The following is a 26,381-nucleotide window of genomic DNA, read 5'->3' on the forward strand; positions in this document are numbered from 1 at the left end:
GGGCGTATGTGTCAAGCGTGACGGACCGCACGTACTCCACTCTTGCGTCCCTTCCCCCTCCTCATGCCAAAATAGGACAAGGAGTCCGGGGAGGGCTCCTTCCGTCCTGCTGTGGTGCACTGTGGGCGGAATCTCAGCATTGCACGCTTTGGGGGGTCTGGTGACTCCTGATCGCTCTGTGACTGATCGTCACAGTGGCGTGACTGTCCGCTATGGCATGGTCCATCGGCTTCCGTCGCTGATGAACACCTGGGAGGGCAATTCCATCGGTTTGGCCGACGCGGCTGGACAGATGGTGTAGTTGTAGTGCCGAGGACAAGCCGTTCGTCCTATAACCGACTCGACTCGCGTCCGCCATTTCGGGCAACGCGGGTCAAGGTGCAGAATTTAGAGGAAAGAACCGAGAAGGTTCGGTTCTCCCGAGGAGGCCGCTCATGACCGCTCGCACCCCTGATGCCGAGCCGCTGCTGACCCCGGCTGAGGTCGCCACCATGTTCCGCGTCGACCCCAAGACGGTCACGCGCTGGGCGAAGGCCGGCAAGCTCACGTCGATCCGTACGCTCGGCGGGCACCGCCGCTACCGCGAGGCCGAGGTCCGCGCTCTGCTCGCGGGCATTCCGCAGCAGCGCAGCGAGGCCTGAACAACCGCATAACCGGGCAGAACGGCAGGTCCCCCAACCTGCCGAGACGTCTGGAACCACAGCTCCAAGCGACGCGGGCCCTGCCCCAACAGGTCCCACGCCCAAGCCGTTCGAACACGTCGGGCAACCGACAGGGTGCGTCGTCGATCGCGCTGGACTCCGCCGGGTCCAGCGCGATCTTTTTTGTGCCTGATGGCGGCCGGTCGGGCGGCTCTGTGAGCGGCCTTGTCGGAGTCTGGGGAGGGCTGTCGGATCCGCTGTGGGGCGGCCGTGGGGAAGGCGTGACGACACCCTCCCGGCAGGTGCAATTGCACATATTAAATTGACCTGTTGTAGGGGAGGGGTAAGTGCCACGGTTTCAAAAACTCATGCGGTGACACCCGTCACATGCCCTGGTGCTTGTTGGCTCTGGCATATGTGCGCTAGTGGAGGTGGAGATTCCAGCACCCCACGCCTGTACGGGTGTTGGGGCCGCCGGTGGTCACGCGGGGGACGGGCTCTCGTCCTCGGTGACCTCCTGGCAGTCCTCGGGGGCCGGCGGGGCGGAGTCCAGCGCGAGCCGCAGCAGGCGGTGGCAGATCGGACAGTGACGCGTCACGTGGCGGTACGACGACGCGGCCGACAGATGCGCGCGGAGCAGGGCCCGCGTCTCGTGCCTGACCGATGCCGCCATACGCCACCTCCTGAGGCCGCAGGGGGAGCGGGCCCTGCTTCCGGAGTACCGAGCGAATGTGACGCCGTCAAGACCGCGAGAAGCGCGCTGACGGCTTCGAGGGGGGAACGCGAGGGTGCCGGCCGCCGGGCCCCGAGGCCGCGGGACGCGAGGAAGGGCCCCTTCGCCTCGCCGGCGAAAGAGCCCTTCACGTGCGGCCCTGACGGGATGTGCCGTGCCCGATGGCGGCTGCGCCGCGGGTGGGGCCTCCGCCTCGTCGCGGCGGAGGTGACACAACGCTGAAGGGCCCGCTGCGAACATCGCTGCGGGCCCTTCATGATGCGGTCCTGACGGGATTTGAACCCGCGGCCTCCACCTTGACAGGGTGGCGAGCACTCCAAACTGCTCCACAGGACCAGGTTTTGCGGCGCTTTCCGTGCGGTGCGCTGCGAGAAGAGACTGTACAGGAGGGCGGGCCCCGGGTCGAACTCACCCTCCGTACAGGAACCGTCACGGCGCCAGCGCGTCGATCGCCTTCACGATCCGCTTGTCCGACACGGGGTACGCCGTGCCCAGCGCGTGGGCGAAGTAGCTGACCCGCAGCTCCTCGATCATCCAGCGGACGTCCAGGACCTGCTGGGGCACCGGCCGGCCCTGCGGCATCTGCTCCAGCAGCCACGCGTACTCGTCCCGCATCTCGTGGACCTTCTCCATCCGGGTCGTGTCCCGCTGGACGTTGGTCGGCATCTGCTGCAGGCGGCGGTCCGCGGCGACCAGATAGCGCATCAGGTCGGGCAGCCGCTTGATGCCCGCCGCCGTCACGAAGCCGGGCTTCACCAGGCCGTCCAGCTGCGCCCGTACGTCCTGGAGGTTCGGGAGCAGCGCGGGGCTGCGGACGGCCTTCAGACGGCGCTCACACGCCTGCCAGGCGGCCAGCACCTGCTGCACCTGGCCCACCGTGCGGACCGTCGTGTCGACGATCTCGGCGCGCACCTTGTCGTACAGCTTCCGGTACGACTCCTCGTCCCACGCCGGGCCGCCGAAGTCCGCGATCAGCTTGTCCGCCGCCGCCATCGCGCAGTCGTCGAAGAGGGCCTGCACGGAACCGTGCGGGTTCGCGGACAGGCCGAGCTTCTGCTGGTTGGACAGCTTTTCGGACGCGAACTTCGCGGGATTGACCGGGATGTTGCGCAGGATCAGCCGGCGCGTGCCCTTCCACATCGCCTCCGCCTGCTCGGCCTCGGTGTCGAAGAGGCGCACCGAGACCGTGTTCTTCGCCGGCCCGTCGTCGACCAGTGCCGGGTACGCCTTCACCGGCTGGCCGGCCCGGCGGGTCTCGAAGACGCGGGTGAGCGTGCCGATCGTCCAGTCGGTCAGGCCGGTGCGCTCCAGGGACTCGCCGCCGCTGCGCTCGGCGGTGGCCGCGGCGGCCTGGGAGAGGGCCTTGCGCGCCTTCGGCTTGAGCTTGAGCTTCAGGGCCTCCAGGTCCTTGTCCTCGGCCAGCTTGCGGCGCCGCTCGTCGATGATCCGGAAGGTGATCTTCAGATGGTCGGGGACCTTGGACCAGTCGAAGTCCTCGGCCTCGAACGGCACCCCCACCATGCGCTTCAGCTCCCGCGCCATGGTGACCGTCAGCGGCTCCTGGAGCGGGACGGCCCGGTCCAGGAACGCCTTCGCGTAGTTCGGGGCGGGGACGTAGTTGCGGCGGATCGGCTTGGGCAGGGAGCGGATCAGCTCCGTGACGACCTCCTCCCTCAGACCCGGGATCTGCCAGTCGAAGCCCTCGTCCGTGACCTGGTTGAGCACCTGCAGCGGGATGTGGACGGTGACGCCGTCCGCGTCCGCACCCGGCTCGAACTGGTACGTGACACGGAACTTCAGCCGTCCCTGGCGCCAGGAGTCGGGATAGTCGTCCTTGGTGACCGCGCCCGCCTTCTCGTTGATGAGCATCTCGCGCTCGAAGTCGAGGAAGTCGGGCTGCTCGTGGCGCTTGCGCTTCCACCACGAGTCGAAATGGGCGCCCGAGACGACGTGTTCGGGGACCCGCTGGTCGTAGAAGTCGAAGAGCGTCTCGTCGTCGACGAGGATGTCCCGGCGCCGCGCGCGGTGCTCCAGCTCCTCGACCTCGGTCAGGAGCCGGCGGTTGTCCGCGAAGAACTTGTGGTGCGTGCGCCAGTCGCCCTCGACGAGGGCGTTGCGGATGAACAGGTCACGGCTGGTCTCCGGATCGATCCGACCGTAGTTGACCTTGCGCTGGGCGACGATCGGTACGCCGTACAGCGTGACCTTCTCGTACGCCATCACGGCCGCCTGGTCCTTCTCCCAGTGCGGTTCGCTGTAGGTGCGCTTGAGGAGGTGCCCCGCGAGCGGCTCGACCCATTCGGGCTCGATCTTCGCGTTGACGCGTGCCCAGAGGCGGGAGGTCTCGACGAGTTCTGCGGACATCACGAAGCGCGGGGGCTTCTTGAAGAGCGCGGAGCCGGGGAAGATCGCGAACTTGGCGTTGCGGGCACCCAGGTACTCGTTCTTCGCGCCCTCCTTGACGTCCTTCATGCCCACGTGGGACAGCAGGCCGGCCAGGAGCGAGATGTGGATGCGGTCGCCGGGGGCGTCCTGGTCGTTGAGGTGGATTCCCATCTGCTTCGCGACCGTGCGGAGCTGGAGGTAGATGTCCTGCCATTCGCGGATGCGCAGGAAGTTGAGGTACTCCTGCTTGCACATGCGGCGGAAGGACGACGAACCGCGTTCCTTCTGCTGCTCGCGGACGTACCGCCAGAGGTTGAGGTAGGCGAGGAAGTCGCTGGTCTCGTCCTTGAAGCGGGCGTGCTGCTGGTCCGCCTGGGCCTGCTTCTCCGACGGGCGTTCGCGCGGGTCCTGGATGGACAGCGCGGCGGCTATCACCATGACCTCGCGGACGCAGCCGTTCCTGTCGGCCTCCAGGACCATGCGGGCCAGGCGGGGGTCGACCGGGAGCTGGGCGAGCTTCCGGCCCGTCTCCGTGAGCCGCTTGCGGGGGTCCTTCTGGGCGGGGTCGAGGGCGCCGAGCTCCTGGAGGAGCTGGACGCCGTCGCGGATGTTGCGGTGGTCCGGCGGGTCGATGAACGGGAACTTCTCGATGTCGCCGAGGCCGGCCGCGGTCATCTGCAGGATGACGGAGGCGAGGTTCGTCCGCAGGATCTCGGCGTCGGTGAACTCCGGCCGGGCGTTGAAGTCGTCCTCGGAGTACAGCCGGATGCAGATGCCGTCCGATGTACGTCCGCAGCGGCCCTTGCGCTGGTTGGCGCTGGCCTGGGAGATCGGCTCGATCGGCAGGCGCTGGACCTTGGTGCGGTGGCTGTACCGGGAGATCCGGGCGAAGCCGGGGTCGATGACGTACTTGATGCCCGGGACGGTCAGGGAGGTCTCGGCGACGTTGGTCGCCAGAACGATCCTGCGGCCGGTGTGCTGCTGGAAGACGCGGTGCTGTTCCGCGTGGGACAGCCGGGCGTAGAGGGGAAGGATCTCCGTGAACCGGTACTTCTTCTTCTCCAGTGCGTCTGCCGTGTCGCGGATCTCCCGCTCACCGGAGAGGAAGACGAGGATGTCGCCCTTGCCCTCGCCCATCAGCTCCTCGACGGCATCCGTGATCGCGGTGATCTGGTCCCGGTCGGCGTCGTCGCCGTCCTCTTCGAGGAGCGGGCGGTAGCGGACCTCGACGGGGTACGTGCGCCCGCTGACCTCGATGATCGGGGCGTCGCCGAAGTGCCGGGAGAAGCGCTCGGGGTCGATGGTCGCCGAGGTAATGACGACCTTGAGGTCCGGACGCTTCGGCAGCAGCTGGGCGAGGTAGCCCAGCAGGAAGTCGATGTTGAGGGACCGTTCGTGCGCCTCGTCGATGATGATCGTGTCGTAGGCGCGCAGCTCGCGGTCGGTCTGGATCTCGGCGAGCAGGATGCCGTCGGTCATCAGCTTGATGAACGTGGCGTCCGGGTCGACCTGGTCGGTGAAGCGCACCTTCCAGCCGACGGTCTCGCCGAGCGGGGTGTTCAGCTCCTCCGCCACGCGCTCGGCGACGGTGCGGGCGGCGATCCTCCGTGGCTGCGTGTGCCCGATCATGCCGCGGACGCCACGGCCGAGCTCGACGCAGATCTTCGGGATCTGGGTGGTCTTTCCGGAGCCCGTCTCACCGGCGACGATGACGACCTGGTGATCACGGATGGCCTCCGCGATCGCGTCCTTCTTCTGGCTGACGGGCAGCTGCTCGGGGTAGGTGACGGCGGGCACACGGGCCCGGCGCGCGTCGAGGCGCTGCTCGGCCTTGGCGACCTCCGCCTCGATCTCGGCGAGGACGGCGGCACGGGCCTCCGGCTTGCGGATCTTGCGCGCACCTTCGAGCCGGCGCCCGAGCCGGTGCGCGTCGCGCAGGGACAGCTCGGTCAGCCGGGGGGCGAGGGTGCCGAGGGCGGGGGCGGGGTGCGTAGACATACGGGACCCAGGATCTCATCCCCGCGAAATTCGTGGCGAACGATTTGTGCCCGGTGGCCGCGAAGTGACCCGGACGCGTGCCCGCCGACGCGATCGCCGGTCCATCTGCCCGAGCTCGCGAGCACCCGGGGCGCGGGCGGCCCGGCAACACAGAACCCCCGCCGATGATCTCGACGGGGGTTGTTGTGGCTGGGGCCGGGGTCGAACCGGCGACCTTCCGCTTTTCAGGCGGACGCTCGTACCAACTGAGCTACCCAGCCACGAGGTTTCACGTGAAACCTCAGCGGTCCTGACGGGATTTGAACCCGCGGCCTCCACCTTGACAGGGTGGCGAGCACTCCAAACTGCTCCACAGGACCATGTGGATGTGTGCGAACCGGCGAACCAAGTGTCGCACACCGTACTGCGTGCCCCCAACGGGATTCGAACCCGTGCTACCGCCTTGAAAGGGCGGCGTCCTAGGCCGCTAGACGATGAGGGCTATCGGCCCGCCTGGGCGCTTCTCAGCGCGTCGGGGACGTGAGAAGCATATGGGATGGCGGGAGGTATCGCCAAAACGGTTTACGGAGTGGTCGGTGCCGGACTGGGAGACGGGCTGCCCGGAGACGGGGTGCCGTCCGCCGGTGAGGGGCTCCCGCTCGTGGGCGACGGGGTCGCGCCCGGCTGGTTCTCCCTGGGCAGATGGCGGCTGACCTCGGCCGTCGTCAGGCCCAGGCCGCCGAGCTCGATCTGGTCCCAGGCCTGCAGCCGGCGGGTGTCCCGGTCGAAGTAGAGGATCGACGCCTGGATCGGGTCGGGGTACTTGCCCTCGACGGCGCGCAGGCCGCTGCCGCCCGTGGAGCCCTCGATGCGCAGGCGCGTGCCGTACTTCATGACCTTCATGTCCTCGTGATGGACGTGCCCGGCCAGCACCAGCGGCACCTCGCCGTCCACCTCGCGGGCCGCCGACGGCTCGTGGGCGATGGCGACGTCCACCGGAGTGCCGGCCGCGCGCTGGTCGCGCAGGGCCGAGGCGAGGCGGGCGCCGGCCAGTTCCTGGGACGCCTCCGCCCCGGGCTTCCTGGCGCGGTCCGGGGTGAACTGAGGGTCGCCGATGCCCGCGAACCGCAGGCCGGCGACCGTGCGGGCCCGGCCGTCGTCCAGGACGTGCACGTTCTTCAGCCCTCCCAGATAGCGCTGGGTGATCAGCGAGTCGTGGTTGCCCCGCACCCAGACGTACGGCGCGCCGAGGTCCTCGATCGGGTCCAGGAAGCCGTTCTCGGCGGCCGTGCCGTGGTCCATGGTGTCGCCGGAGTCGACGATCACGTTCACCTTGTACTGCTCCACCAGCGAGGCGATGATCTTCCAGCTCGCGGGGTTGAGGTGGATGTCCGACACGTGCAGGACGCGGATCGTGGTCGGGTCCGGCTGGTAGGCGGGGAGCGTGGAGGTGACGTCGTACAGCTTGGTCACGTTCGTCACCAGGCGGGCCAGCTCCTTCTGGTAGACGTCGAACTCGGTGACGATGCTGCGCGCGTCGCCCACCAGGGAGGGCGCGGAGGAGAGCAGGCCGGAGAACCTCGGCTCCAGGACCGAGTCCGGGTTCCAGGTGGCGTACGCGGTTCCCCCGGAGGCGACCAGAAGGGTGAAGGCCAGCCCGCCGGCCGCGAGGGCGCGGCGCGGGCGGCGGTAGACGGCGAGGCCCAGGGCGGTGGCACCGGCGACGACGGCGACGCAGGAGCGGACGGCGAGGTCGAGCGTGCCGTGCTCGACGTCCCGCGCGACCTCGTCCTGAAGGCCGGACAGCCGCTCCGGGTGATCGACCAGGGCCTGTGCGCGGTCCGGGTCGAGCTGGTCGACGTTGACGTCCAGGCGGACCGGGGCGACGTGGCTGTCGAGCTGGAGGGCGCCCAGTGGGGAGATGTTGATCTTCGTGCCGCCGGTGAAGGACGGACGCAGGGTCATCGTGGTGTTCATCGGCCCGACCGGGACCCGTACGTTGCCCACGATCAGCAGCCCCAGCCAGGCCCCGACCAGGACGACGGCCACGAGACCGAGGGCGCGGGTCCACGGGCGGGGCCGGCGGCCGAGTTCCACGGCCGTGGGTGCCGGGCGGGTGCGTCGGCGGCGGACGAGGGCGCGGGGAGCGCTCCGGGCTCGGTGGAGGGCGTGCAGGACTGCGGCGGGGACGCGGGCCATTGGTCCCGTATGCCCAAGTCCCCGGCTGGATATGCGGCGGGTGTACGGCTCTCGTCCGGCTGTGTCGTACCCGACAATGGGCCTGTGCTGGAGATGACGCGCGAGGAGTTCGAGGAACTGGTCGCCGAGGCGCTCGACCGGATCCCGCCGGAGCTGACGCGGCTGATGGACAACGTCGCGGTGTTCGTCGAGGACGAACCGCCGACGGACGATCCCGAGCTGCTCGGGCTGTACGAGGGGACTCCGCTGACGGAGCGCGGCGAGTGGTACGCGGGCGTGCTGCCGGACCGGATCACCATCTACCGGGGGCCGACGCTGCGGTTCTGCGAGACCCGCGAGGACGTGGTCGCGGAGACCGAGGTGACCGTGGTGCACGAGATCGCGCACCACTTCGGCATCGACGACGCCCGCCTGCACGCCCTCGGGTACGGGTGACGCGCCGGCGGAACGGGCGACGGCGCGCAGGCACGGGCGGCGGGTGTCGCGGCGGCCGGCGCTCCGTGAGAACGGGGCGCGTGTCCTCTTGTGGGTGACGGGAGTTGGGCACGTCGACTCCCTCCCCTCCCCAGGATGCCGAGGCGCTCGACGCGCGCGGCCGGCCGGGCAGGGGAGACCCCGATCGGAGAGGTGGCTTCCCGTGCGCCCCTTGTACGTACCCGTCCGCCTGGCCGCCACGGTCATGGCCGTGGCGGCCGCCGCCGGCTGCATGAGCGTGGGCGACGACGAGTCCGGCCGGGACGCGAAGCCGTCGCACTCCGCCGGGGAGCGGGGCGGCAAGGAGGCCGGTGGAGGGTCGGCGGTGTCGGGCGACGGCGCCGGGCGCGGCGAGGTGGCCGACGGCGAGCGCCGGGACGGCAAGGGGAAGAAGGGCGAGAGGGACCGGAAGGGCGGGGGCAAGGGCAAGAAGGAACGGGACGAGTCGCCGTCCCAGGTCCCGCCGGGAAAGGCGACCGGATCCACCCCGGCGGAGGGCGGGGACGGCGAGCCGACTCCCACCCGGACGGCGGATCCGGAGCCCACCCGGACGGCGGATCCCGAGCCGACGCCGACCGAGGAGCCCCCCGCCTCCCCGACGCCGGAGCCGACGGTGGCGGAGCCGTCCTCGTCGGCGCACGAGCCGCCCGGCCCGCAGCTGGCGCAGCGGGAACCGGCCCCGGAGGCGGGTGTGCCGGTGTAGGGCCGGGGGCCGCTGAGCTGGGCTTGGAGATCCGGTTTGCCTTTGGGGGTGGTGGGTGCGTATGGTGGTAGATCGTTTGATCCCATTTGCCCGGCGCCACCGCAGAGCGCGCCGTGTGGCGCGTACTCTCCCTTGCCGTGGTGGACCGCATCGAGGCGGTCGTATTGCGAATCGCGAATCACGGAGTTGACGGGCGCGTGCCGACGAGACTCCGGAAGGTTTCGCTTACGCATGTCCATCGCCAGTACTGATCACGTCGTCGTGCCCGAGAACGCCGACAACCCCGAGAACCCCGAGACCGTGGAGAACACCGGGAACGAGGCCGCCGAGGCCGCTCCCGAGATCACCTTCGCGGACCTCGGTCTCCCCGAGGGCGTCGTGCGCAAGCTCGCGCAGAACGGTGTGACCACCCCCTTCCCGATCCAGGCCGCGACCATCCCGGACGCCCTGGCCGGCAAGGACATCCTCGGCCGGGGCCGCACCGGCTCCGGCAAGACCCTCTCCTTCGGTCTGCCGACCCTGGCCACGCTGGCCGGCGGCCGCACCGAGAAGAAGAAGCCCCGTGCCGTCATCCTGACGCCCACCCGTGAGCTGGCCATGCAGGTCGCCGACGCGCTGCAGCCGTACGGCGACGTCGTGGGCCTGCGGATGAAGGTCGTGTGCGGCGGCACCTCCATGGGCAACCAGATCTACGCCCTGGAGAAGGGCGTCGACATCCTGGTCGCCACGCCGGGCCGGCTGCGCGACATCATCAACCGCGGCGCCTGCTCCCTGGAGAACGTCGAGATCGCCGTTCTCGACGAGGCCGACCAGATGTCGGACCTGGGCTTCCTGCCCGAGGTCACCGAACTGCTCGACCAGGTCCCGGCGGGCGGTCAGCGGATGCTGTTCTCCGCGACGATGGAGAACGAGATCAAGACCCTCGTCGACCGCTACCTGAACGACCCGGTCAGCCACGAGGTCGACGCCGCCCAGGGCGCGGTGACGACCATGTCGCACCACATCCTGGTCGTGAAGCCCAAGGACAAGGCGCCGGTCACCGCGGCCATCGCCTCCCGCAAGGGCCGCACCATCATCTTCGTCCGCACCCAGCTGGGCGCCGACCGCGTCGCCGACCAGCTGCGCGAGGCCGGCGTGAAGGCCGACGCGCTGCACGGCGGCATGACCCAGGGCGCTCGGACCCGGACGCTGGCCGACTTCAAGGACGGGTACGTCAACGTCCTGGTCGCCACCGACGTCGCCGCCCGCGGCATCCACGTCGACGGCATCGACCTGGTCCTGAACGTCGACCCGGCCGGCGACCACAAGGACTACCTGCACCGCGCCGGCCGCACGGCGCGCGCGGGCCGCACCGGCACCGTGGTGTCCCTGTCCCTGCCGCACCAGCGGCGCCAGATCTTCCGGCTGATGGAGGACGCGGGCGTCGACGCCACGCGCCACATCATCCAGGGCGGCGCGGCCTTCGACCCCGAGGTCGCCGAGATCACCGGCGCCCGGTCGATGACCGAGGTCCAGGCCGAGTCCGCGGGCAACGCGGCCCAGCAGGCCGAGCGTGAGGTCGCCCAGCTCACCAAAGAGCTGGAGCGGGCCCAGCGGCGTGCGACCGAGCTGCGCGAGGAGGCGGACCGGCTGGTCGCCCGGGTCGCGCGGGAGCGGGGTGAGGACCCGGAGGCGGTGGCCGCCGAGGTGGCCGCGGCCGAGGTCGAGATCTCGCTGCCGGAGCAGCCGGGTGCGCGGGATGTGGAGAGGGCCGAGCGGAACGGCCGCGACCGTTCGTTCGACCGCCGCGACGACCGTGGCGGCCGCTCCTTCGACCGGCGCGACGACCGTGGCGACCGGGGCGGGTTCAACCGTGACCGCGACCGTGACCGTGGCTACGACCGCCGGGACGGCGACCGTGGCGGCTTCCGCCGTGATGACCGGGGCGAGCGCGGTGACCGCGGCGGCCGTTCCTTCGACCGCCGTGACGACCGCCGTGACGACCGCGGTGGGCGTTCCTTCGACCGGCGCGACGACCGCGGCGGCCGTTCCTTCGACCGTGACCGCGGTGGCCGTTCGTTCGACCGCCGTGACGACCGTGGCGGCCGCTCCTTCGAGCGCCGTGACGACCGGGGCGACCGCGGCGGGCGTTCCTTCGACCGCCGGGACGGCGACCGTGGCGGCTTCCGCCGTGACGACCGCGGCGGCCACCGTGGCAGCGACCGCCCGTTCAACCGCGACCGCCAGGGCGACCGCCCCGGCTTCCGCACCGGCGGCCACGACCGTCCGTACGGCCGCCGTGACGACCACCGCGGTTCGTCCTTCGGCCGCCGTGAGGACAAGCCGCGCTGGAAGCGCAACGGCTGACGCCGACGAGCTGCACTGAGCGCCGTGGCCCCCGCCCTGAAGGGTGGGGGCCACGGCGCTCTCCTGTGTGCCGAGCGTCGGCGGCACGTCACGGACACGGCCCTTTTTCGGCCACGGAGTGACGCATGTCACGCCCCCGGCAAGGGAATTGCTGGGGGCATGACAGATGACGCCAAGGCGAGTGGGCTGTCGGACGAGGAACGGCTGGCCCAGCTCGGCTACACCCAGGTTCTGGCCCGCCGTATGTCGGCGTTCTCCAACTACGCGGTCTCCTTCACCATCATCTCGGTGCTGTCGGGCTGCCTGACCCTGTACCTGTTCGGCATGAACACGGGCGGTCCCGCCGTGATCACGTGGGGCTGGGTCGCCGTCGGCCTGATGACCCTCTTCGTCGGCCTGTCGATGGCCGAGATCTGCTCGGCGTACCCGACGTCCGCGGGACTGTACTTCTGGGCGCACCGCCTGGCGCCGGCCCGTACGGCCGCCGCCTGGGCGTGGTTCACCGGCTGGTTCAACGTGCTGGGCCAGGTCGCGGTGACCGCCGGCATCGACTTCGGCGCGGCGTCCTTCCTGGGCGCCTACCTGAACCTGCAGTTCGGCTTCGAGGTCACCGAGGGCCGCACGATCCTCCTCTTCGCCGGCATCCTGATCCTGCACGGCCTGCTGAACACCTTCGGCGTCCGGATCGTCGGCCTGCTGAACAGCGTCAGCGTCTGGTGGCACGTCCTCGGCGTCGCGCTCATCGTCGGCGCGCTGACCTTCGCCCCCGACCACCACCAGTCGGCGTCCTTCGTCTTCGGCGAGTTCGTCAACAACACCGGCTGGGGCAGCAGCGCGTACGTCGTCCTGATCGGCCTGCTGATGGCCCAGTACACCTTCACCGGCTACGACGCATCCGCGCACATGACCGAGGAGACGCGCGACGCCTCCACGGCCGGCCCCAAGGGCATCGTCCGCTCGATCTGGACCTCCTGGATCGCGGGTTTCGTCCTGCTCCTGGGCTTCACCTTCGCCATCCAGTCCTACGAGGGCGCCCTCACCTCCCCGACCGGCGCGCCGCCGGCCCAGATCCTTCTCGACGCGCTGGGCGCGACGGCCGGCAAGCTCCTCCTGCTCGTCGTCATCGGCGCACAGCTGTTCTGCGGGATGGCGTCGGTGACGGCCAACAGCCGCATGATCTACGCCTTCTCCCGCGACGGGGCCCTGCCCTTCAGCCACGTCTGGCACACGGTGAGCCCGCGCACCCGCACGCCTGTCGCCGCGGTGTGGCTGGCCGCACTGGGCGCGCTGGTCCTCGGACTGCCGTACCTGATCAATGTGACGGCCTACGCCGCGGTGACGTCCATCGCGGTCATCGGCCTCTACATCGCCTACGTCATCCCGACCCTGCTGCGGGTGCGCAAGGGGACCGCCTTCGAACGCGGGCCGTGGCATCTGGGCCGCTGGTCGCAGGCGGTGGGCGTGGTCGCGGTGACGTGGGTCGGCGTGATCACGGTCCTGTTCATGCTGCCCCAGGTCTCCCCGGTCACCTGGGAGACCTTCAACTACGCCCCCGTCGCCGTCCTGGTCGTCCTGGGCTTCGCCGCGACCTGGTGGCTGGCCTCGGCCCGGCACTGGTTCCTCAACCCCGACCACGAACGCACCAGGGCCCGCGCCGCGGCCCGCGCGAACGCACCCGAGCCGGTCGACCCGTAGTCCGCACCCGGACCGCGGACCGCGACCGGCCGGCCCGGCGCGGCCGTGTACCCGATACCCGATCGGCGACACGGCCGCGTCCGGCTATGCTCGGGGTGGCAACATCGAGCAACATCGCCGAGCGACAACACCTGGGCCCTTAGCTCAATTGGCAGAGCAGTGGACTTTTAATCCATTGGTTGTGGGTTCGAGTCCCACAGGGCCTACCGGCAGAGCCCTCAGCGCGGAACGTCCCGCGCTGAGGGCTCCGTTGCGCTCTGCGGACGGGTCGGAGGCGAGGTCGTCGTGATCTACCACGTGGTGACGCCCGAGGAGTGGAGCGCCCGTCCGGACCGCCCCTACGCCCCCGCCTCCCTGGCGACGGACGGCTTCGTCCACTGCTCCCCCGACGAGGCCGCCACCGTAGCCGTCGTCAACGCCTTCTACCGGACCGCGCCGAGGCCCCTGCTGGTGCTGTGCCTCGACGAGGACCGGCTCACCGCCCCTGTGGAGTGGGAGGAGGCGGTGCCCGCGCCGCCGCCCGGAGTCGCCGCCGGGACCGCGTTCCCGCACGTGCTCGGGCCCGTCGACCGCGAGGCCGTCGAACGGATCATGGAAATCGACTGGGACGGGGAAGGCCGGGCACGCGGCTGGAAGCCGCACCGTACGCCCTGACGTCCCCGCCCGCCCCTCTGGCCCCCGGAGTGCGCCGATGCCCCTCCCGTACGTCCTGCTGTCCGCCGCCGTCTCCCTCGACGGCTACCTCGACGACACCGGCCCCGAACGCCTGCTGCTCTCCAGCCCCGCCGACTTCGACCGGGTCGACGAGGTGCGGGCCTCCGTGGACGCGATCCTGGTCGGCGCGGGCACGATCCGCGCCGACAACCCCCGGCTGCTGGTCAACTCGCCCGAGCGGCGGGCCGCCCGGGTCGCCGCCGGGCGGCCGGAGTTCCCGCTGAAGGTGACGGTCAGCGGATCGGGCGAGCTGGACCCGGCGGCCCGGTTCTGGCACACCGGCGGCGACAAGCTGGTCCTGACCACGGACAGGGGCGCTCGGCGGGCCCGCGCCCTCGGTCTCGCGGCCGACGTCGCCCCGCTCGGCGCCGAGCTCGACTGGCGCACGGCGCTGGAGCACCTGCACGTCGAGCGCGGCGTACGGCGGCTCATGGTCGAGGGCGGCGGAACCGTCCACACCCAGCTGCTGCAGCAGGGCCTCGCCGACGAACTGCAGCTCGTCCTCGCCCCGTTGCTCGTCGGGGACCCGAAGGCGCCCCGGTTGTTCGGCCCCGGCGCCTACCAGGGCGGACGTCTGCGCCTGGTGGAGACGCGGCGCATCGAGGACGTCGTCCTCACGCGCTACCTGCCGACGGCTCCCGGCACCGGAAGCCGCGTCACCGCCGCCGACCGGCACTGGCTGGCGCTCGCCTGCGAGCTGGCGGAGCTGTGCCCGCCGTCCGGAACGGCGTTCAGCGTGGGGGCGGTCGTGGTGGCCGCCGACGGCACCGAGCTCGCGCGGGGGTACTCGCGGGAGGGGGGCGACGCGGTGGCGCACGCCGAGGAGGCCGCGCTGGCGAAGGCCGACCCGACCGACCCGAGGCTCGCGACGGCCACGGTGTACAGCAGCCTGGAGCCGTGCGCACGCCGAGCCTCCCGGCCGGCGCCCTGTGCCCGGCTGATCCTGGACGCGGGGGTACGGCGCGTCGTCACGGCCTGGCGGGAACCCGACACCTTCGTGCCGGGGGCCGACGGCAGCGGGGTGCTCGCCGCCGGGGGCGCCGTCGTCGTCGTACTGCCGGAGTACGAGGAGCGGGCCAAGGCCCCGAACCGGCACCTGCCGGGCTGAGACCGGGACGATCCGGGTGCCGGATCATGCGTGTGCGTTCCGTCCCCGACATGGCGTACACTGGTGAACACAACGACGCGGGGTGGAGCAGCTCGGTAGCTCGCTGGGCTCATAACCCAGAGGTCGCAGGTTCAAATCCTGTCCCCGCTACTGAAGGCCGACGGCCGGAATCCATGAGGATTCCGGCCGTCGGTGCGTTCGGCCCCCCTCCACGTGTGATCACTCGTCCGTGGCCCCACAGTGTCACCCGGTAGGCCCCTCACCGCTCGCCCCCCGTCCCCGCTGCGGGAAGCCTGGACGGACGGGACGGCAAGCGGCGTGGACGTGCGTGGTGGCGGGAGACGAGTGGTGCGGCCAGGTGACGTGGACGACGACGGACCGTACGCCCGGGTCGGCGGCCGGCTGCCCGGCGATCCCGTGCCCGACCCCGGCCTCGGCGACGTCCCGGGGGCGGTGCCGCGGGAGGTACGGCGCACCCCGTACTCCCGGACCTTCCTGCACCTGCTCCCCGTCCTGCTGATCGTCGTCGCCATCGTCTACGACTTCCTCACCCCGCGGTACTTCACCGCCGGGCCCCTCTACACGGCCGCGCCCCTGGTCGCCGCCCCGATCTACTCGCGGCGCGGCACGGCACTCACCGGCGCCGCCGTGGTCGTCGTCGTGATCGTGCTCCAGTACACCAAGGGCGTCGCCCACTACATCGACTCGATGACGGAACTGGTCACCATCGCGACGGTCGCGGGGCTCGCCGTCCTCGTCAACAGCTTCGTGCGCCGCACGGACGAGCGCCTCGCCACGGCCCGCGAGATCGCCGAGGCCGCCCAGCGGGCCGTACTGCCCGAACCCGCCGAGCGGATCGGCGGCTTCGAGATCGCGGCCCGCTACGAGGCCGCGCAGGCCGGCGCCTTCATCGGCGGCGATCTGTACGCGGTGCAGGACAGCTCGCGCGGGGTCCGGCTCATCGTCGGGGACGTGCGCGGCAAGGGCATGGGCGCGGTCGCGGCCGTCGCCGTCGTGATCGGGGCCTTCCGGGAGGCCGCCGAGCAGGAGGCGACGCTGGAGGCGGTCGCGCAGCGGCTGGAGCGGGCGCTGGCGCGCGAGGGCACCCGACGCGAAGGGCTGGACGCCTTCGAGGGCTTCACCACCGCCGTCCTCGCGGAACTCCCGCACGGCGACGGGGTGCTCCGCGTCCTCAACCGCGGGCATCCACCGCCCCTGCTGCTGCACGCCGACGGCACCCTGGACCACGTGTCCGCCCGGGAGTACGCGCTGCCGCTCGGCATGGGCGAGCTGGGCGTCTGGCCCGACCGGGCGGAGGAGATCCGCTTCCCCGGCGGGTCGACGCTGTTGCTGTACACCGACGGCCTGACGGAGGCCCGCGACGCCCACGGCGAGTTCTACGAACCCCGGACGCGGCTCGCCGGCCGCGTCTTCCGGCATCCCGTCGAACTGCTCGACACCCTCGCGGAGGACGTGCGCCGGCACTCCGGGGGCGGCATGGCCGACGACATGGCGCTGCTCGCCGTACGGCGGCCTTGATCATTCTCACGAGGCGTGACGGAGTGACCGCCCTCCGCATAACAACTGATACACCGTCAGAAAACTCGTTGGCGAAAAGCTGCCCTGAAGAGCGGTCAACTCGCCCGGTTTTCACCGGTCGTGAGGAGAACGTCCGGGCCGGAATCGTTAACGATCAATCGGAACGGCTTGGAATCCGCGCCCCGCGTCTATTAACGTTCGATAACGCAGCGCGGTCGTCCCAGCCGTCACAGAAGGCGGCTCCGTGCGCACGCGCCGAATCCCGTCAGGGAACCGGGGAACCACCACTTTGGGGTGAATCGGGCGTATGCCGCCGTGGAGACACGGTTGATATACGCGCGTAGGAGACCTTCCTGCTCCGAACCCGTCAGCTAACCCGGTAGGCGGAGAAGGAAGGAAAGGAGTACGCCCACGTGGCGTCCAACCGGCCTGCCCCCGAGGCCCCGTTCGTGCCGGACCGGCACGACACCGAAACCTTCGGCTACGACGGCTACCGCACCGAAGAGGGCCCCTGGGAGGAGTGGAACCCCACCGCGGAGTCCATTCGCCCCGTACGCGGCCGGCACCGCGTCGCCAAGCAGCGCGGCGGACTCGCCCGCAGCTCCACCGTCCTCGGCGTCGGTGTCATAGCCGCGGTCGGAGCGGGCGGCATGGCCAGCGCGCAGACCGGCAAGCCGCCGGTGTCGATCTCGATGCCCGATCTTCCCTCCGTGGGCTCGCTGATCTCCGACGACGAGGAACCGGCCCCCGAGGGCTCCGCCACTCCGCTCAGCAGCATCGGCGTGAGCTCCACCGACACCGAGCAGGGCACCACCGACGCCGGCGAGGCGCTGCGGGCCCGGATCATGGCGCAGGCCGAGCAGCAGCAGGACCAGGTCGACACCAAGGCCGCCGCCGAAGCCGCGGCCGCCGCCGAGAAGCAGGCCGCGGAAGCGGCCGCCAAGGCGGAGAAGGAGGCAGAGGCCAAGGCCGCCGCCGCCAAGCAGAAGGCGGAGGAGGAAGCGAGGAAGAAGGCCGAGGCCGAGCGGCTCGCCGCGCTGGCCAAGCAGTACGCGCTCCCCACCTCCTCGTACACGATCACGTCCGTCTTCGGCCAGGCCGGCTCCATGTGGTCCTCCGGCCACCACACCGGGCTGGACTTCGCCGCCCCCACGGGCACCCTCATCAAGGCCGTCCACACGGGCACGATCACCGAGGCGGGCTGGGCCGGCTCCTACGGCTACCGCACGATCCTGACCCTCGAGGACGGCACCGAGCTGTGGTACTGCCACCAGTCCTCGATCAACGTCAGCGTGGGCCAGAAGGTCAACACCGGTGACGTCATCGGCCGCGTGGGCGCCACCGGCAACGTCACCGGGCCGCACCTCCACTTCGAGGTCCACGTGGGCGGTGCCGACAGCGGGGTCGACCCGATGGCCTGGCTGCGGGACAAGGGCCTGAACCTCTGACGTCGGCCTGACGCCTCTGAAACCCCGGCGGTCCTGACGGCAACCCCCCGACGTCAGGGCTGCCGGTCTGCCGGCATGCCCAGGGGTGCTGCCCGCGCCGGGGTGCTATGACCGGTACGGGTTGTGAGCGGGGTACGGCGCCGACACCGGGTTGCCGTACCAGCCCCCGTGCCATCCCGGGAAGCCGTACGACCCGTACGACCCGTGCAACCCGTAGGCTCCGTGAGCCCCTTGGGCCCAAGCCCCTTGGAGCCCGTAGGCCCCGTGGGAGCCGTGCCCCGGCCAAGGGTGTGCGGGGCGCACGGGTGCCGGGGGTGCCGTGGCCCGTGCCGCGTGGTCCAGGGCCGGGCGCGCGACGCCCCGCCTGCGCCACAGCTCGTCCAGCAGCTCCCGCTCCCGTACGACGAAGTCGGCACCCGCCCGGCCGCGGCTGCCCCGCCGGCGCAGGAAGGCCAGCGAGGTGGCGTACGCCTCGTACTCCGCCACCGCCCGCGCCGCCGCCCTGCCTGCGTGGTCGCGCGCGTACTGCCGGGCGACGCGCCGCGCCCGCATCGAGGCGAGCGCGAACGGCTCGGCCGGTCCCAGCCAGCCCGCGACGGCGTAGGCGGGCAGTTCCGCCCGCACGGTCCCCAGCTCGCGTTGCCGGGTCCAGATCACCAGCCACGTCAGCAGGCCGAACGCCGGCACCATGAACGCGGCGTAGACGGCGAAGAAGCCGTACTCGCCGAGTGCCGAGGAGCCGTTCCACAGCGCGTGCATGCCCATCGCGAGCAGCAGTCCGGACAGCGGCAGCAGGGTCCGCCGCAGCCGCTGCCGGTCGGCGGACAGGGCGGCGATGCCGAAGCCGATGCCGGTGAGCACGGTGAAGAGCGGGTGGGCGAACGGCGACATCACGATGCGGACGAAGAAGGTCGCCGCCGTGACCGAGGCGATGCCGCGGTCGCCGGTGAGCTGGTCGGTGCCGAAGGCGGTGCCCAGGTACAGGATGTTCTCGGTGAACGCGAAGCCGGTGGCGGTGACGCCGGCCACCACCACGCCGTCGACGATGCCGGTGAAGTCGCGTCTGCGGAAGAGGAAGACCAGGAGGACGGCGGCGGCCTTCGCGGACTCCTCCACGATCGGCGCTATGACCGTGGCACCAAGGGTGTCGGCGCTCGACGGGTCCGCTGTCGCGGTCGCTATCCACTGCGTGGCGAAGCTGTTGGCGACGATCGCTATGAGCGCCGCCGCGCAGGCGCCCCACGCGAAGGAGAACAGCAGGTTCCGCCAGGGGCCGGGTTCGACCCGGTCCAGCCAGCGGAAGGCGGCTATGAGCAGGGGCACGGGCAGAACAGCGAGCCCGAGCCCCACCAGGAACCCTTCGGTGCCGGTCTGTTCGCGCACCAGGGCCAGGATGACCAGGCCGGAGAGCGCGAGCAGGGTGGTCAGCGCGCCGTAGCGCACCCAGGTGCGCTGCCACCAGTGCGGACGCCTCGGATACGTCGGGTGCGGGGGACAGGTGGCCACGGCATGGACCCTAACCGGTGGGGGGCTGCTCCTTGTGCGGTTCGCGGTGCGGTACGCGACGGAAGAGCAAGTCGTTCACCACATGACCCTTGTCCAGTCCCTGGCCCTCGAAACGGGTCAGCGGCCGCTCGGCGGGGCGCGGCGCGAAACCGCCGTCGGGCACGGCGTTCTCGAAGTCGGGGTGTGCGGTGAGGACCTCGAGCATCTGCTCCGCGTACGGCTCCCAGTCGGTGGCGCAGTGCACCACGGCCCCCGGCCTGAGCCGGGACGCGGCCAGGGTCAGGAACTCCGGCTGGATCAGCCGGCGCTTGTGGTGCCGCTTCTTGGGCCAGGGGTCGGGGAAGTAGACGCGCAGTCCGTCGAGGGAGTCCGGGGCGAGCATCTCGCGCAGGAGGATGATCGCGTCGCCGTTGCCGACGCGGATGTTGGACAGCCCTTCCCGGTCCGCGAGGCCGAGCAGGTTGCCCTGGCCGGGGGTGTGCACGTCCACCGCGAGGATGTTGGTGTCCGGGGCCGCGGCGGCCATCTGCGCGGTGGCCTCGCCCATGCCGAAGCCGATCTCCAGGACGACGGGGTTGTCGTTCCCGAACAGCTCGGTGAGGTCGAGGACCCGCTGTCCGTCGATGTCCAGTCCCCACTTGGGCCACAGCCGCTGCAGCGCGTCCGCCTGGCCGGCGGTCACCCTGCTGCGCCTGGGCTGGAAGCTCCGGATCCGCCGCTCGAAGTGCGACCCGGCGGGGTCGGCCTTCGGGCCGTCGGGGAACCGGGGCTCGCCCTTGGCACGGGTGTGCCGGAGGGAGAGGCCGATGCCGGGGGTGGTGGGGTGGGGGCCTTCGGAGGCGTTACGGAGATCAGACACAGTGACCCAATTTTACGGGGAGGGCGGGCTTCTGCGGGGTCGTCGTGATGGCGGTGGTGTCTGTGGGTGCCTGCGGCGGCCTGTGCGGGTGCGGTGGGGGTGCGTGTGGCGCCATCGGTTGGGTTGTGGGTCGGGGCCGTGCCGGGGGGTGTCCGTCCTCGGAACGGCGCGGAATCGGTGGGTGACCATCTGACTGGCGTTGACGCGCCAACCGCTGCGGGCGGACACCCCCCGACACGTCCCCTTCTCGCCGTACGCGACTGCGGCGCCGTCGCGGTGCCCGCGGGGCGCCGTGCCGTCGCAACCGCGGGCAGTCGTGCCTCCCCCAGTGCCTGAACGGCCTGGGAGGTCCCCCCAGGGGCGGCACGGGCGGCGCGGCGGCACCCCGCGAGCGCCGGGGCGCGCGGCCCCACCCCCGGCAGGAACCCGTCAGCAGTGGGCCAGCGCCGTCAGTGTCCTGCGGGCCACTTCCCGCCCGATGGGCAGTGCCGCGGTCGCCGCAGGTGAAGGCGCGTTCAGTACGTGTACCGCACGCTCCCCCTCACGGATCAGGAAGTCGTCGACCAGCGTCCCGTCCGCCAGTACCGCCTGCGCCCGTACTCCCGCGGCCGCCGCCACCAGGTCGCCCTCCGTCACCGAGGGCAGCAGTCTGCGCACCGCCGCCGTGAACGCCCCCTTGGACAGCGACCGCCGCAGCTCCCCAGCCCCGTATCTCCAGTGCCGCCGGGCGATCCGCCACGAGCCCGGCCACGCCAGCGTCGCCCCCAGTTCACGGGGCCGTACGACGCCCCACCCGTACCCCTCGCGGGCCAGGGCCGGCACCGCGTTGGGTCCGATGTGGACGCTCCCGTCGATCCCGCGCGTCAGATGCACCCCGAGGAACGGGAACGCCGGATCCGGCACCGGATACACCAGCCCCCGTACCAGCTCCGGCCGCGCCAGCTCGTAGTACTCGCCCCGGAACGGCACGATCCGCATGCCCGGCTCGTCGCCCGTCATCCGGGCGATCTCGTCGCAGTGCAGCCCGGCGCAGTTGACCAGGACCCGGGCGCGGACCACGTCCCCCGACCTGGTGCGGACGGCGACTCCGCGTTCCGGCCGGCGGTCGATGCGGAGCACCTCCGCGCCGTAGCGGATCTCCGCGCCGGACGCGGCGGCCAGCTGCCGGGCCACGGCGACGTAGTCGCAGACGCCGGTGGTGCCGACGTGTATGGCCGCCAGGCCCCGGACCTCCGGTTCGTACTCCGGGATCTGTGCGGCGCCCAGCTCGCGCACCGGAATGCCGTTCTCCCGGCCGCGCTGCACGAGCGCGTGCAGCCGGGGCAGCTCCGCCCGGTCGGTGGCGACGATCAGCTTGCCGGTGACGGCGTGGGCGATGCCGTACTCGGCGCAGAACTTGACCATCTCGGCGGCGCCCCGGACCGCGTAGCGCGCCTTCAGCGAGCCGGGGCGGTAGTAGATGCCGCTGTGGATGACACCGCTGTTGCGGCCCGTCTGGTGCCGGGCCGGGCCGGGCTCCTTCTCCAGCACCGTCACCCGGGTGCCGGGCGCGGCGCGTGTGATCGCGTGCGCGGTCGACAGGCCGACGATCCCGCCGCCGATCACCAGCACGTCGCAGTCGTGTGCGGTCCGCACTCGTTCCATCTCCCGGTCCACCTCCCGGCTTCGATAGTGCACTGCGCCACTGACAATGCCTTCAAACCCGGGGCCGGCGTCTCAGGCCGTGGTCATCAGCAGCGGGCGGGCGCGCTCGCGCAGCTCGACCACGCGCGGCTCGTCGCCGTACGGCTCCAGCCGGTGCAGGAGGTCCCTGACGTACTCGGTGGTACGGGCGGAGGAGATGCGCCCGGCGACCTCGACCGCCCGCACACCCTGCTCGCAGGCCGCGTCCAGGTTGCCCGACTCCAGTTCGGCCACCGCTGAGACGACGAGCCTGAGCCCGTGCGAGCGTACGAACTCCTCCGTCGGTTTCGACAGGGCCTGCTCGGTGAAGCGGCGGACCTGGCGTGGTGCCTTCAGGTCGCGGTAGCACTCGGCCGCGTCGGCGGCGAACCGGTCGTAGGAGTAGAAACCCAGCCACGTCGGGTCGCTGTCGCCGGGGCGGGCGCGCTCCAGCCAGCTCTCGGCGGCCTTCAGGGCCGCGCCGGCCGCCACCGCGTCGTTCGCGCGCGCGTGGGCGCGGGCCTCGACCAGGCGGAAGAAGCTCATGGTGCGAGCCGTGGCCAGGCCCCGGTTGCGTTCCAGCGCGGCCTGGGCGAGGTCCACCCCCTCGTCGCCGAAGCCGCGGTAGGTGGCCTGCAGGGACATCGAGGCGAGTACGTAGCCGCCCAGGGGGACGTCGGCTGCCGCGCGGGCCAGGCGCAGGGCCTGGATGTAGTACCGCTGGGCGGCCTCCTGCTGGCCGGTGTCGAAGGCCATCCAGCCGGCCAGACGGGTCAGTTCGGCCGAGGCGCCGAACAGGGCGCGGCCGACCTCGTCGGAGTAGGAGCCGAGGAGCAGCGGGGCCGCCTCGACACGTAAGCACTCGGGGACCATCGACGAACGCCAGTCGCCGCCGCCGTACTTGGAGTCCCAGCGGCGGGCGTCCTCGGCGGCCTCCCGCAGTTTCTGCACATCGCTGTGGCCGACTTTGAGCGGTGCGCCGGAGCCCTCGGCCGGGCTCGCGTCACGCGCGACCGAGCTGTCGGCCGGGGTTATCAGCCACCGCGATGCGGGCGTTGCGTATGCGCTCACTGCGAACGAGCCGGCCAGCGACTGCCAGATGCCACCGGAGCCGGCCCGGCGGCCGGCGAGGTCGAGACGGTACAACTCGGTCGCCGTCCGGACCGCTTGGCCCACGTCTCTGGGGAAGGCGAGGCCCACCTCGGGCGCGGGATCCGCGTCCGCCAGGCCGATCTCGTGGAGCGGCACCGGGCGGCCGAGCTTCTGGCCGATGGCGGCGGCGATGAGGTGCGGCGCCGCACCCTGCGGCACCATGCCCTTCGACACCCAGCGCGCCACCGACGTCTTGTCGTAGCGCAGAGTCAACCCGCGTTGGGCGCCGAGGTCGTTGACGCGCCGGGCGAGTCCTGCGTTGCTGATTCCCGCGAGGGCGAGAACGGCGCCGAGCTTTTCGTTCGGCCCGCGTTGCTCCCTGGACATGCGCCACCCCTCGACACAGACGGCTGCCGCGCTGGCATAACCACGCGGCATTCGTAAACCCAGCGTAGTTCGCCGGATCCCAAGCGTTAAGAGGCATTGTTCCGGATGGCGGGATTGTGGTCCGTACTGAAGTGCGGTGTCTGTACGGACTGTTGCCGTGTGCTCCCGGTGTGTGGCCGTGCGCCCGTCCGTGCGCTCTTCTCCGGCCACGGGGGGAGCGGTTCCATGGGTGATGCGTGGGTCGGCCCGCTGTACTGGATCCAGTGGGCTGGGGGACACCGCCGCCTCCATCCCCGCGGGCGGCGGACCGGTCCGGGAGGCGTGTCCCGTCTCCCGGACTGCGCACCGCCCGGCGGTGCGCAGAACCTGTACGGAGCGTGTTCGAACCTGTTCGCGTGAGGCCGATTAGGCTGAAAATCGACCCCGGTGGTTTCGGGCCGGCAGCGCTCTCACCATGGGACTTGAGGGCGCGTTGGGGGTCCAAAGGGCGCGTAGCGGGGGCGCATTCGCGTCGCTGTCGTGGCCCGGTCGGACGGCCGCCGGAGTACGGGAACGGGAAGTCGGCGTCATCGCGTGGGTCTCCGCGGGGGCGCATTCATGGGAGCGCTTGCGGCTCCGCCGACACTCCGTGGCGTGCCCTTCATGGCAGCATGGGGAACCAGTTCGTACGGTGCACTGGTTGTCCCCAGCCTGTGGAGGCGTCGATGCGGTGGTTGGTGGGGTGGAGCAGCGCCGCCGCGGGAGTCGCGGGGATCGCCGGAGCCGGCTCCGCAGGGGCCACCGGGTACGACGGTGAGACCGTGCAGCCCGTGGGTTCGCAGCTCCTGTGGGGCGATCCCGACCCCCTGTGGGCGGTCGGTGACTGGCGCCCCGACGAGGTACGCGTCGTCACGGCCGACGCCCAGACCCGGATCGCGGTCCTCGGCATCTGCGGGGCGTCGGACGAGCAACTGCGGGTCGGTCTCCTCGCCGCGCGCGGCGGTGCGCTGCGGCACCTGACGGCCTGGCCCGGCAGTTACACGGCCGTCGTCCAGGTGGGCCGGCGGATCACGGTCTGCGGTGACCTCGCGGGGGTACGCCCCGTGTTCCACACCCCGTGGGCGGGTGGCACGGCGTACGCCACGGCCGCGCTGCCGCTGGCCGACCTCGTGGAGGCCAATCTCGACTTCGGGCACCTCGCCGCGCTGCTCGCCGCGCCCGACGCGCCCGCCGCGCTGAGCGACTCCACCCCGTACGACGGCGTGAAGCGCATTCCGCCGGGGCATGCGCTGATCCTGCGCGCCGGGGCGCGGGAGATCGCCGGATACGAGCAGGTGGCCTCGCTGGCCGTGGCGGCGCCCCCGGCCGACCCCGACAGCGCGGTGGACGGTGTGCGGGACGCCCTGGTGGAAGCCGTGCGCACCCGGCTCGCCGCGCCACGGCACGTCCCCGGCGACGGCATCGACCCCGGGCCGGTGCCCGGCATGGGGCCCGCCGAACGGCGCGCCGCGCGCGGGATGCCGGTGCCGGGGATCGGGGCGGACCTGTCCGGCGGGCCGGCCTCCGGGACGCTGGCGCTGCTCGCGGCGGGGCTGCCGGGGATGCCGGGGACCGTCCTCGGGCACGGGACGGGGGCCGGGGAGCGGCTGCTCGCCGTCACCTTCAACGACCTGACCGTCGGTGGGCAGGAGACCGAGCTGGAGCGGGCCGGGGCGCTGGCCGCCAACCCGCGGCTGCACCACGTGGTGGTGACGGGCGGCGAGGAGGTGCTGCCGTACGCCGCTCTGGACGGGCCGCTGACCGACGAACCGGGGCCGAGTCTGGTCACGGCGGCGCGGCACCGGGCGCGGCTGGCCGCCGGCAGCGCGGACCACTTCACCGGGTACGGCGCCCGGCAGGTGCTGGACGCGCACCCGGCGCGGCTGGCCGACCTGCTGATGGACCGCCGGCGGCGCCATCTCGTGCGCCCGGTCGCCGCGCTGGCCAGGGCGGACGGTTCCGTGATGGTCCCCGCGCGCGTGTACGCCGCGGCGCGGCGGCTGGCGCGGACGCCGTACCGGACCGGGCTGGAGGTGCTCGCCGACCGGCTCAGACAGCGGCGCTTCGACGAGCCCGGCGGGGCGGTGGATGCGTCGATCGCCGCGCTGACCTGGGGCGGGCCCGGGCCGGCGGCGCGATGGCTGACCGGGGAGGCGCTGGCAGAAGTATCGGTTCGCCTGCAGGGGTCGACGCAGCGTTCCGGGATGGGACCGGGGCAGCGGCCGGGTGACTTCCGCGCGCGTGCCTCGTTGGCCCGGCAGGCGGCGGACGTGCGGGTGCTGGAGCAGGCCGCCGAGATCCGTTTCCAGCGGCTGCACGCGCCGTTCCTCGACAACCAGGTCGTCCGCGCCTGCCGTGCGCTGCCCGAGGCGCTGCGGGTGCGGCCGGGGGCGCGGGCGGCGATCCTGCGCACGGTGCTGGAGGGTGCCGGGGTGCGGGACCTGCCGAGCGGGTGGGGGGCGCCGACGCAGGCGCAGACGGCTGCCGCCGCGCGGACGGGGCTGCGGGTGGCCGCGGACTCGTTGATCGCGCTGTTCGACACGCCGTTGCTCGCCGAGGCGGGGCTGGTGGAGGCGCGGGTGGTGCGCAAGGCGCTGCGGGGGGCGGCGGCGGGGGAGAGGCTGCCGTTGGACGGGCTGGCCGACCTCGTCTCGCTGGAACTGTGGCTCGGGCGCCTGCTCGCTCGCAGGGGGACCTGCTGGACCGGGACGCCTGGGCGGCAGCGGGCGGTACCGGCGGGGATCGCGCCGCAGCGGGGGGCGCTGGGGGGTGCGGGGGCGGTTGTGCGGCGGGTTTGACGGTGCCTCGGGTGGTTTCGTGGTGGTGCCTGCGGCGGCCTGTGCGGGTGGTCGGGGGTGCGGGTAGCGCTTTCGGTTGTGGGTGGGTCGGGGCCGT

17 protein-coding genes, 6 tRNA genes and 1 riboswitch are annotated in these 26,381 nt (G+C 71.8%); of the genes, 12 read left to right on the forward strand and 11 right to left on the reverse strand.

The features are described from left to right. Positions 1 to 434: 434 nt before the first annotated feature. Positions 435 to 641: a developmental transcriptional regulator BldC gene (gene bldC / locus IE260_RS07595; protein WP_003949541.1), complete on the forward strand. Its 207-nt coding sequence runs from the start codon at positions 435 to 437 to the stop codon at positions 639 to 641. 481 nt (positions 642 to 1,122) lie between these two features. Here bldC and IE260_RS07600 read toward each other — a convergent pair whose 3' ends face one another. The 7 genes from IE260_RS07600 to IE260_RS07630 form a co-directional block, all read right to left on the reverse strand. Beyond that, on the reverse strand, positions 1,123 to 1,314 hold the full coding sequence (locus IE260_RS07600) for a DUF6274 family protein (RefSeq protein ID WP_189869686.1): 192 nt from the start codon (positions 1,312 to 1,314) through the stop codon (positions 1,123 to 1,125). A 321-nt stretch (positions 1,315 to 1,635) separates the two neighbouring features. Next, positions 1,636 to 1,710: transfer RNA gene (locus IE260_RS07605), tRNA-Asp, on the reverse strand. A gap of 93 nt (positions 1,711 to 1,803) precedes the next feature. Then, positions 1,804 to 5,757: an ATP-dependent RNA helicase HrpA gene (gene hrpA, locus IE260_RS07610; RefSeq protein WP_189869687.1), complete on the reverse strand. Its 3,954-nt coding sequence runs from the start codon at positions 5,755 to 5,757 to the stop codon at positions 1,804 to 1,806. A 186-nt stretch (positions 5,758 to 5,943) separates the two neighbouring features. Further along, positions 5,944 to 6,017, reverse strand: a tRNA-Phe gene (locus IE260_RS07615). Positions 6,018 to 6,041: 24 nt separating this feature from the next. Beyond that, positions 6,042 to 6,116: transfer RNA gene (locus tag IE260_RS07620), tRNA-Asp, on the reverse strand. Between the two features lie 49 nt (positions 6,117 to 6,165). Next, positions 6,166 to 6,238, reverse strand: a tRNA-Glu gene (locus IE260_RS07625). A gap of 80 nt (positions 6,239 to 6,318) precedes the next feature. Beyond that, positions 6,319 to 7,935 carry a metallophosphoesterase family protein gene (locus tag IE260_RS07630; RefSeq protein WP_189869688.1) on the reverse strand — a complete coding sequence of 539 codons (1,617 nt, stop codon included), beginning with the start codon at positions 7,933 to 7,935 and terminating at the stop codon, positions 6,319 to 6,321. An 84-nt stretch (positions 7,936 to 8,019) separates the two neighbouring features. Here IE260_RS07630 and IE260_RS07635 point away from each other — a divergent pair, with 84 nt between their 5' ends. The 10 genes from IE260_RS07635 (at position 8,020) to IE260_RS07680 (ending at position 17,962) form a co-directional block, all read left to right on the forward strand. Next, on the forward strand, positions 8,020 to 8,370 hold the full coding sequence (locus IE260_RS07635; protein WP_189869689.1) for a metallopeptidase family protein: 351 nt from the start codon (positions 8,020 to 8,022) through the stop codon (positions 8,368 to 8,370). 202 nt (positions 8,371 to 8,572) lie between these two features. Beyond that, complete coding sequence (locus tag IE260_RS07640; RefSeq protein WP_189869690.1) at positions 8,573 to 9,112, forward strand: hypothetical protein; 540 nt, start codon at positions 8,573 to 8,575, stop codon at positions 9,110 to 9,112. A 231-nt stretch (positions 9,113 to 9,343) separates the two neighbouring features. Then, positions 9,344 to 11,458: a DEAD/DEAH box helicase gene (locus tag IE260_RS07645; protein ID WP_189869691.1), complete on the forward strand. Its 2,115-nt coding sequence runs from the start codon at positions 9,344 to 9,346 to the stop codon at positions 11,456 to 11,458. 159 nt (positions 11,459 to 11,617) lie between these two features. Beyond that, positions 11,618 to 13,153 carry an amino acid permease gene (locus tag IE260_RS07650; protein WP_189869692.1) on the forward strand — a complete coding sequence of 512 codons (1,536 nt, stop codon included), beginning with the start codon at positions 11,618 to 11,620 and terminating at the stop codon, positions 13,151 to 13,153. Positions 13,154 to 13,286: 133 nt separating this feature from the next. Next, positions 13,287 to 13,359 (forward strand) — tRNA-Lys (locus IE260_RS07655). Positions 13,360 to 13,438: 79 nt separating this feature from the next. Further along, complete coding sequence (locus IE260_RS07660; RefSeq protein WP_189869693.1) at positions 13,439 to 13,807, forward strand: DUF952 domain-containing protein; 369 nt, start codon at positions 13,439 to 13,441, stop codon at positions 13,805 to 13,807. Positions 13,808 to 13,844: 37 nt separating this feature from the next. Beyond that, positions 13,845 to 14,975: a dihydrofolate reductase family protein gene (locus tag IE260_RS07665; protein ID WP_189869694.1), complete on the forward strand. Its 1,131-nt coding sequence runs from the start codon at positions 13,845 to 13,847 to the stop codon at positions 14,973 to 14,975. Positions 14,976 to 15,051: 76 nt separating this feature from the next. Beyond that, positions 15,052 to 15,125 (forward strand) — tRNA-Met (locus IE260_RS07670). A 198-nt stretch (positions 15,126 to 15,323) separates the two neighbouring features. Then, positions 15,324 to 16,514, forward strand: a complete 1,191-nt coding sequence (locus IE260_RS07675) for a PP2C family protein-serine/threonine phosphatase (RefSeq protein WP_189869695.1) — start codon at positions 15,324 to 15,326, stop codon at positions 16,512 to 16,514. A gap of 243 nt (positions 16,515 to 16,757) precedes the next feature. After that, positions 16,758 to 16,915: riboswitch (cyclic di-AMP (ydaO/yuaA leader) on the forward strand. A 12-nt stretch (positions 16,916 to 16,927) separates the two neighbouring features. Beyond that, positions 16,928 to 17,962, forward strand: coding sequence for a M23 family metallopeptidase (locus tag IE260_RS07680; RefSeq protein ID WP_189869696.1), 1,035 nt, complete (start codon positions 16,928 to 16,930; stop codon positions 17,960 to 17,962). Positions 17,963 to 18,067: 105 nt separating this feature from the next. On the opposite strand, the gene IE260_RS07685 is transcribed toward IE260_RS07680, so the two are convergent. The 4 genes from IE260_RS07685 to IE260_RS07700 form a co-directional block, all read right to left on the reverse strand. Further along, positions 18,068 to 19,468: a PrsW family intramembrane metalloprotease gene (locus IE260_RS07685; RefSeq protein ID WP_189869697.1), complete on the reverse strand. Its 1,401-nt coding sequence runs from the start codon at positions 19,466 to 19,468 to the stop codon at positions 18,068 to 18,070. A 10-nt stretch (positions 19,469 to 19,478) separates the two neighbouring features. Next, on the reverse strand, positions 19,479 to 20,327 hold the full coding sequence (gene trmB / locus IE260_RS07690) for a tRNA (guanosine(46)-N7)-methyltransferase TrmB (protein ID WP_189869698.1): 849 nt from the start codon (positions 20,325 to 20,327) through the stop codon (positions 19,479 to 19,481). 429 nt (positions 20,328 to 20,756) lie between these two features. Then, positions 20,757 to 21,971 carry an L-2-hydroxyglutarate dehydrogenase gene (lhgD, locus tag IE260_RS07695; RefSeq protein ID WP_189869699.1) on the reverse strand — a complete coding sequence of 405 codons (1,215 nt, stop codon included), beginning with the start codon at positions 21,969 to 21,971 and terminating at the stop codon, positions 20,757 to 20,759. Between the two features lie 72 nt (positions 21,972 to 22,043). Further along, positions 22,044 to 23,468 carry an NsdA family TPR-like regulatory protein gene (locus tag IE260_RS07700; RefSeq protein WP_189869700.1) on the reverse strand — a complete coding sequence of 475 codons (1,425 nt, stop codon included), beginning with the start codon at positions 23,466 to 23,468 and terminating at the stop codon, positions 22,044 to 22,046. A 704-nt stretch (positions 23,469 to 24,172) separates the two neighbouring features. Between IE260_RS07700 and IE260_RS07705 the strand changes: the two genes are divergently transcribed. Further along, entirely contained in the window at positions 24,173 to 26,284 is a 2,112-nt protein-coding gene (locus tag IE260_RS07705) for an asparagine synthase-related protein (protein ID WP_189869701.1), read from the forward strand. Positions 26,285 to 26,381: the final 97 nt, after the last annotated feature.

Source organism: Streptomyces viridiviolaceus, from assembly GCF_014650995.1.
GTDB lineage: Bacteria > Actinomycetota > Actinomycetes > Streptomycetales > Streptomycetaceae > Streptomyces > Streptomyces viridiviolaceus.

Coding starts and splice junctions, on each gene's coding strand:
- IE260_RS07705 (WP_189869701.1), top strand. CDS start 24,173: ATGCGGTGGTTGGTGGGGTGGAGCAGCGCCGCCGCGGGAGTCGCGGGG.
- IE260_RS07700 (WP_189869700.1), bottom strand. CDS start 23,468: ATGTCCAGGGAGCAACGCGGGCCGAACGAAAAGCTCGGCGCCGTTCTC.
- hrpA (WP_189869687.1), bottom strand. CDS start 5,757: ATGTCTACGCACCCCGCCCCCGCCCTCGGCACCCTCGCCCCCCGGCTG.
- bldC (WP_003949541.1), top strand. CDS start 435: ATGACCGCTCGCACCCCTGATGCCGAGCCGCTGCTGACCCCGGCTGAG.
- IE260_RS07650 (WP_189869692.1), top strand. CDS start 11,618: ATGACAGATGACGCCAAGGCGAGTGGGCTGTCGGACGAGGAACGGCTG.
- IE260_RS07630 (WP_189869688.1), bottom strand. CDS start 7,935: ATGGCCCGCGTCCCCGCCGCAGTCCTGCACGCCCTCCACCGAGCCCGG.
- lhgD (WP_189869699.1), bottom strand. CDS start 21,971: ATGGAACGAGTGCGGACCGCACACGACTGCGACGTGCTGGTGATCGGC.
- IE260_RS07645 (WP_189869691.1), top strand. CDS start 9,344: ATGTCCATCGCCAGTACTGATCACGTCGTCGTGCCCGAGAACGCCGAC.
- IE260_RS07665 (WP_189869694.1), top strand. CDS start 13,845: ATGCCCCTCCCGTACGTCCTGCTGTCCGCCGCCGTCTCCCTCGACGGC.
- IE260_RS07600 (WP_189869686.1), bottom strand. CDS start 1,314: ATGGCGGCATCGGTCAGGCACGAGACGCGGGCCCTGCTCCGCGCGCAT.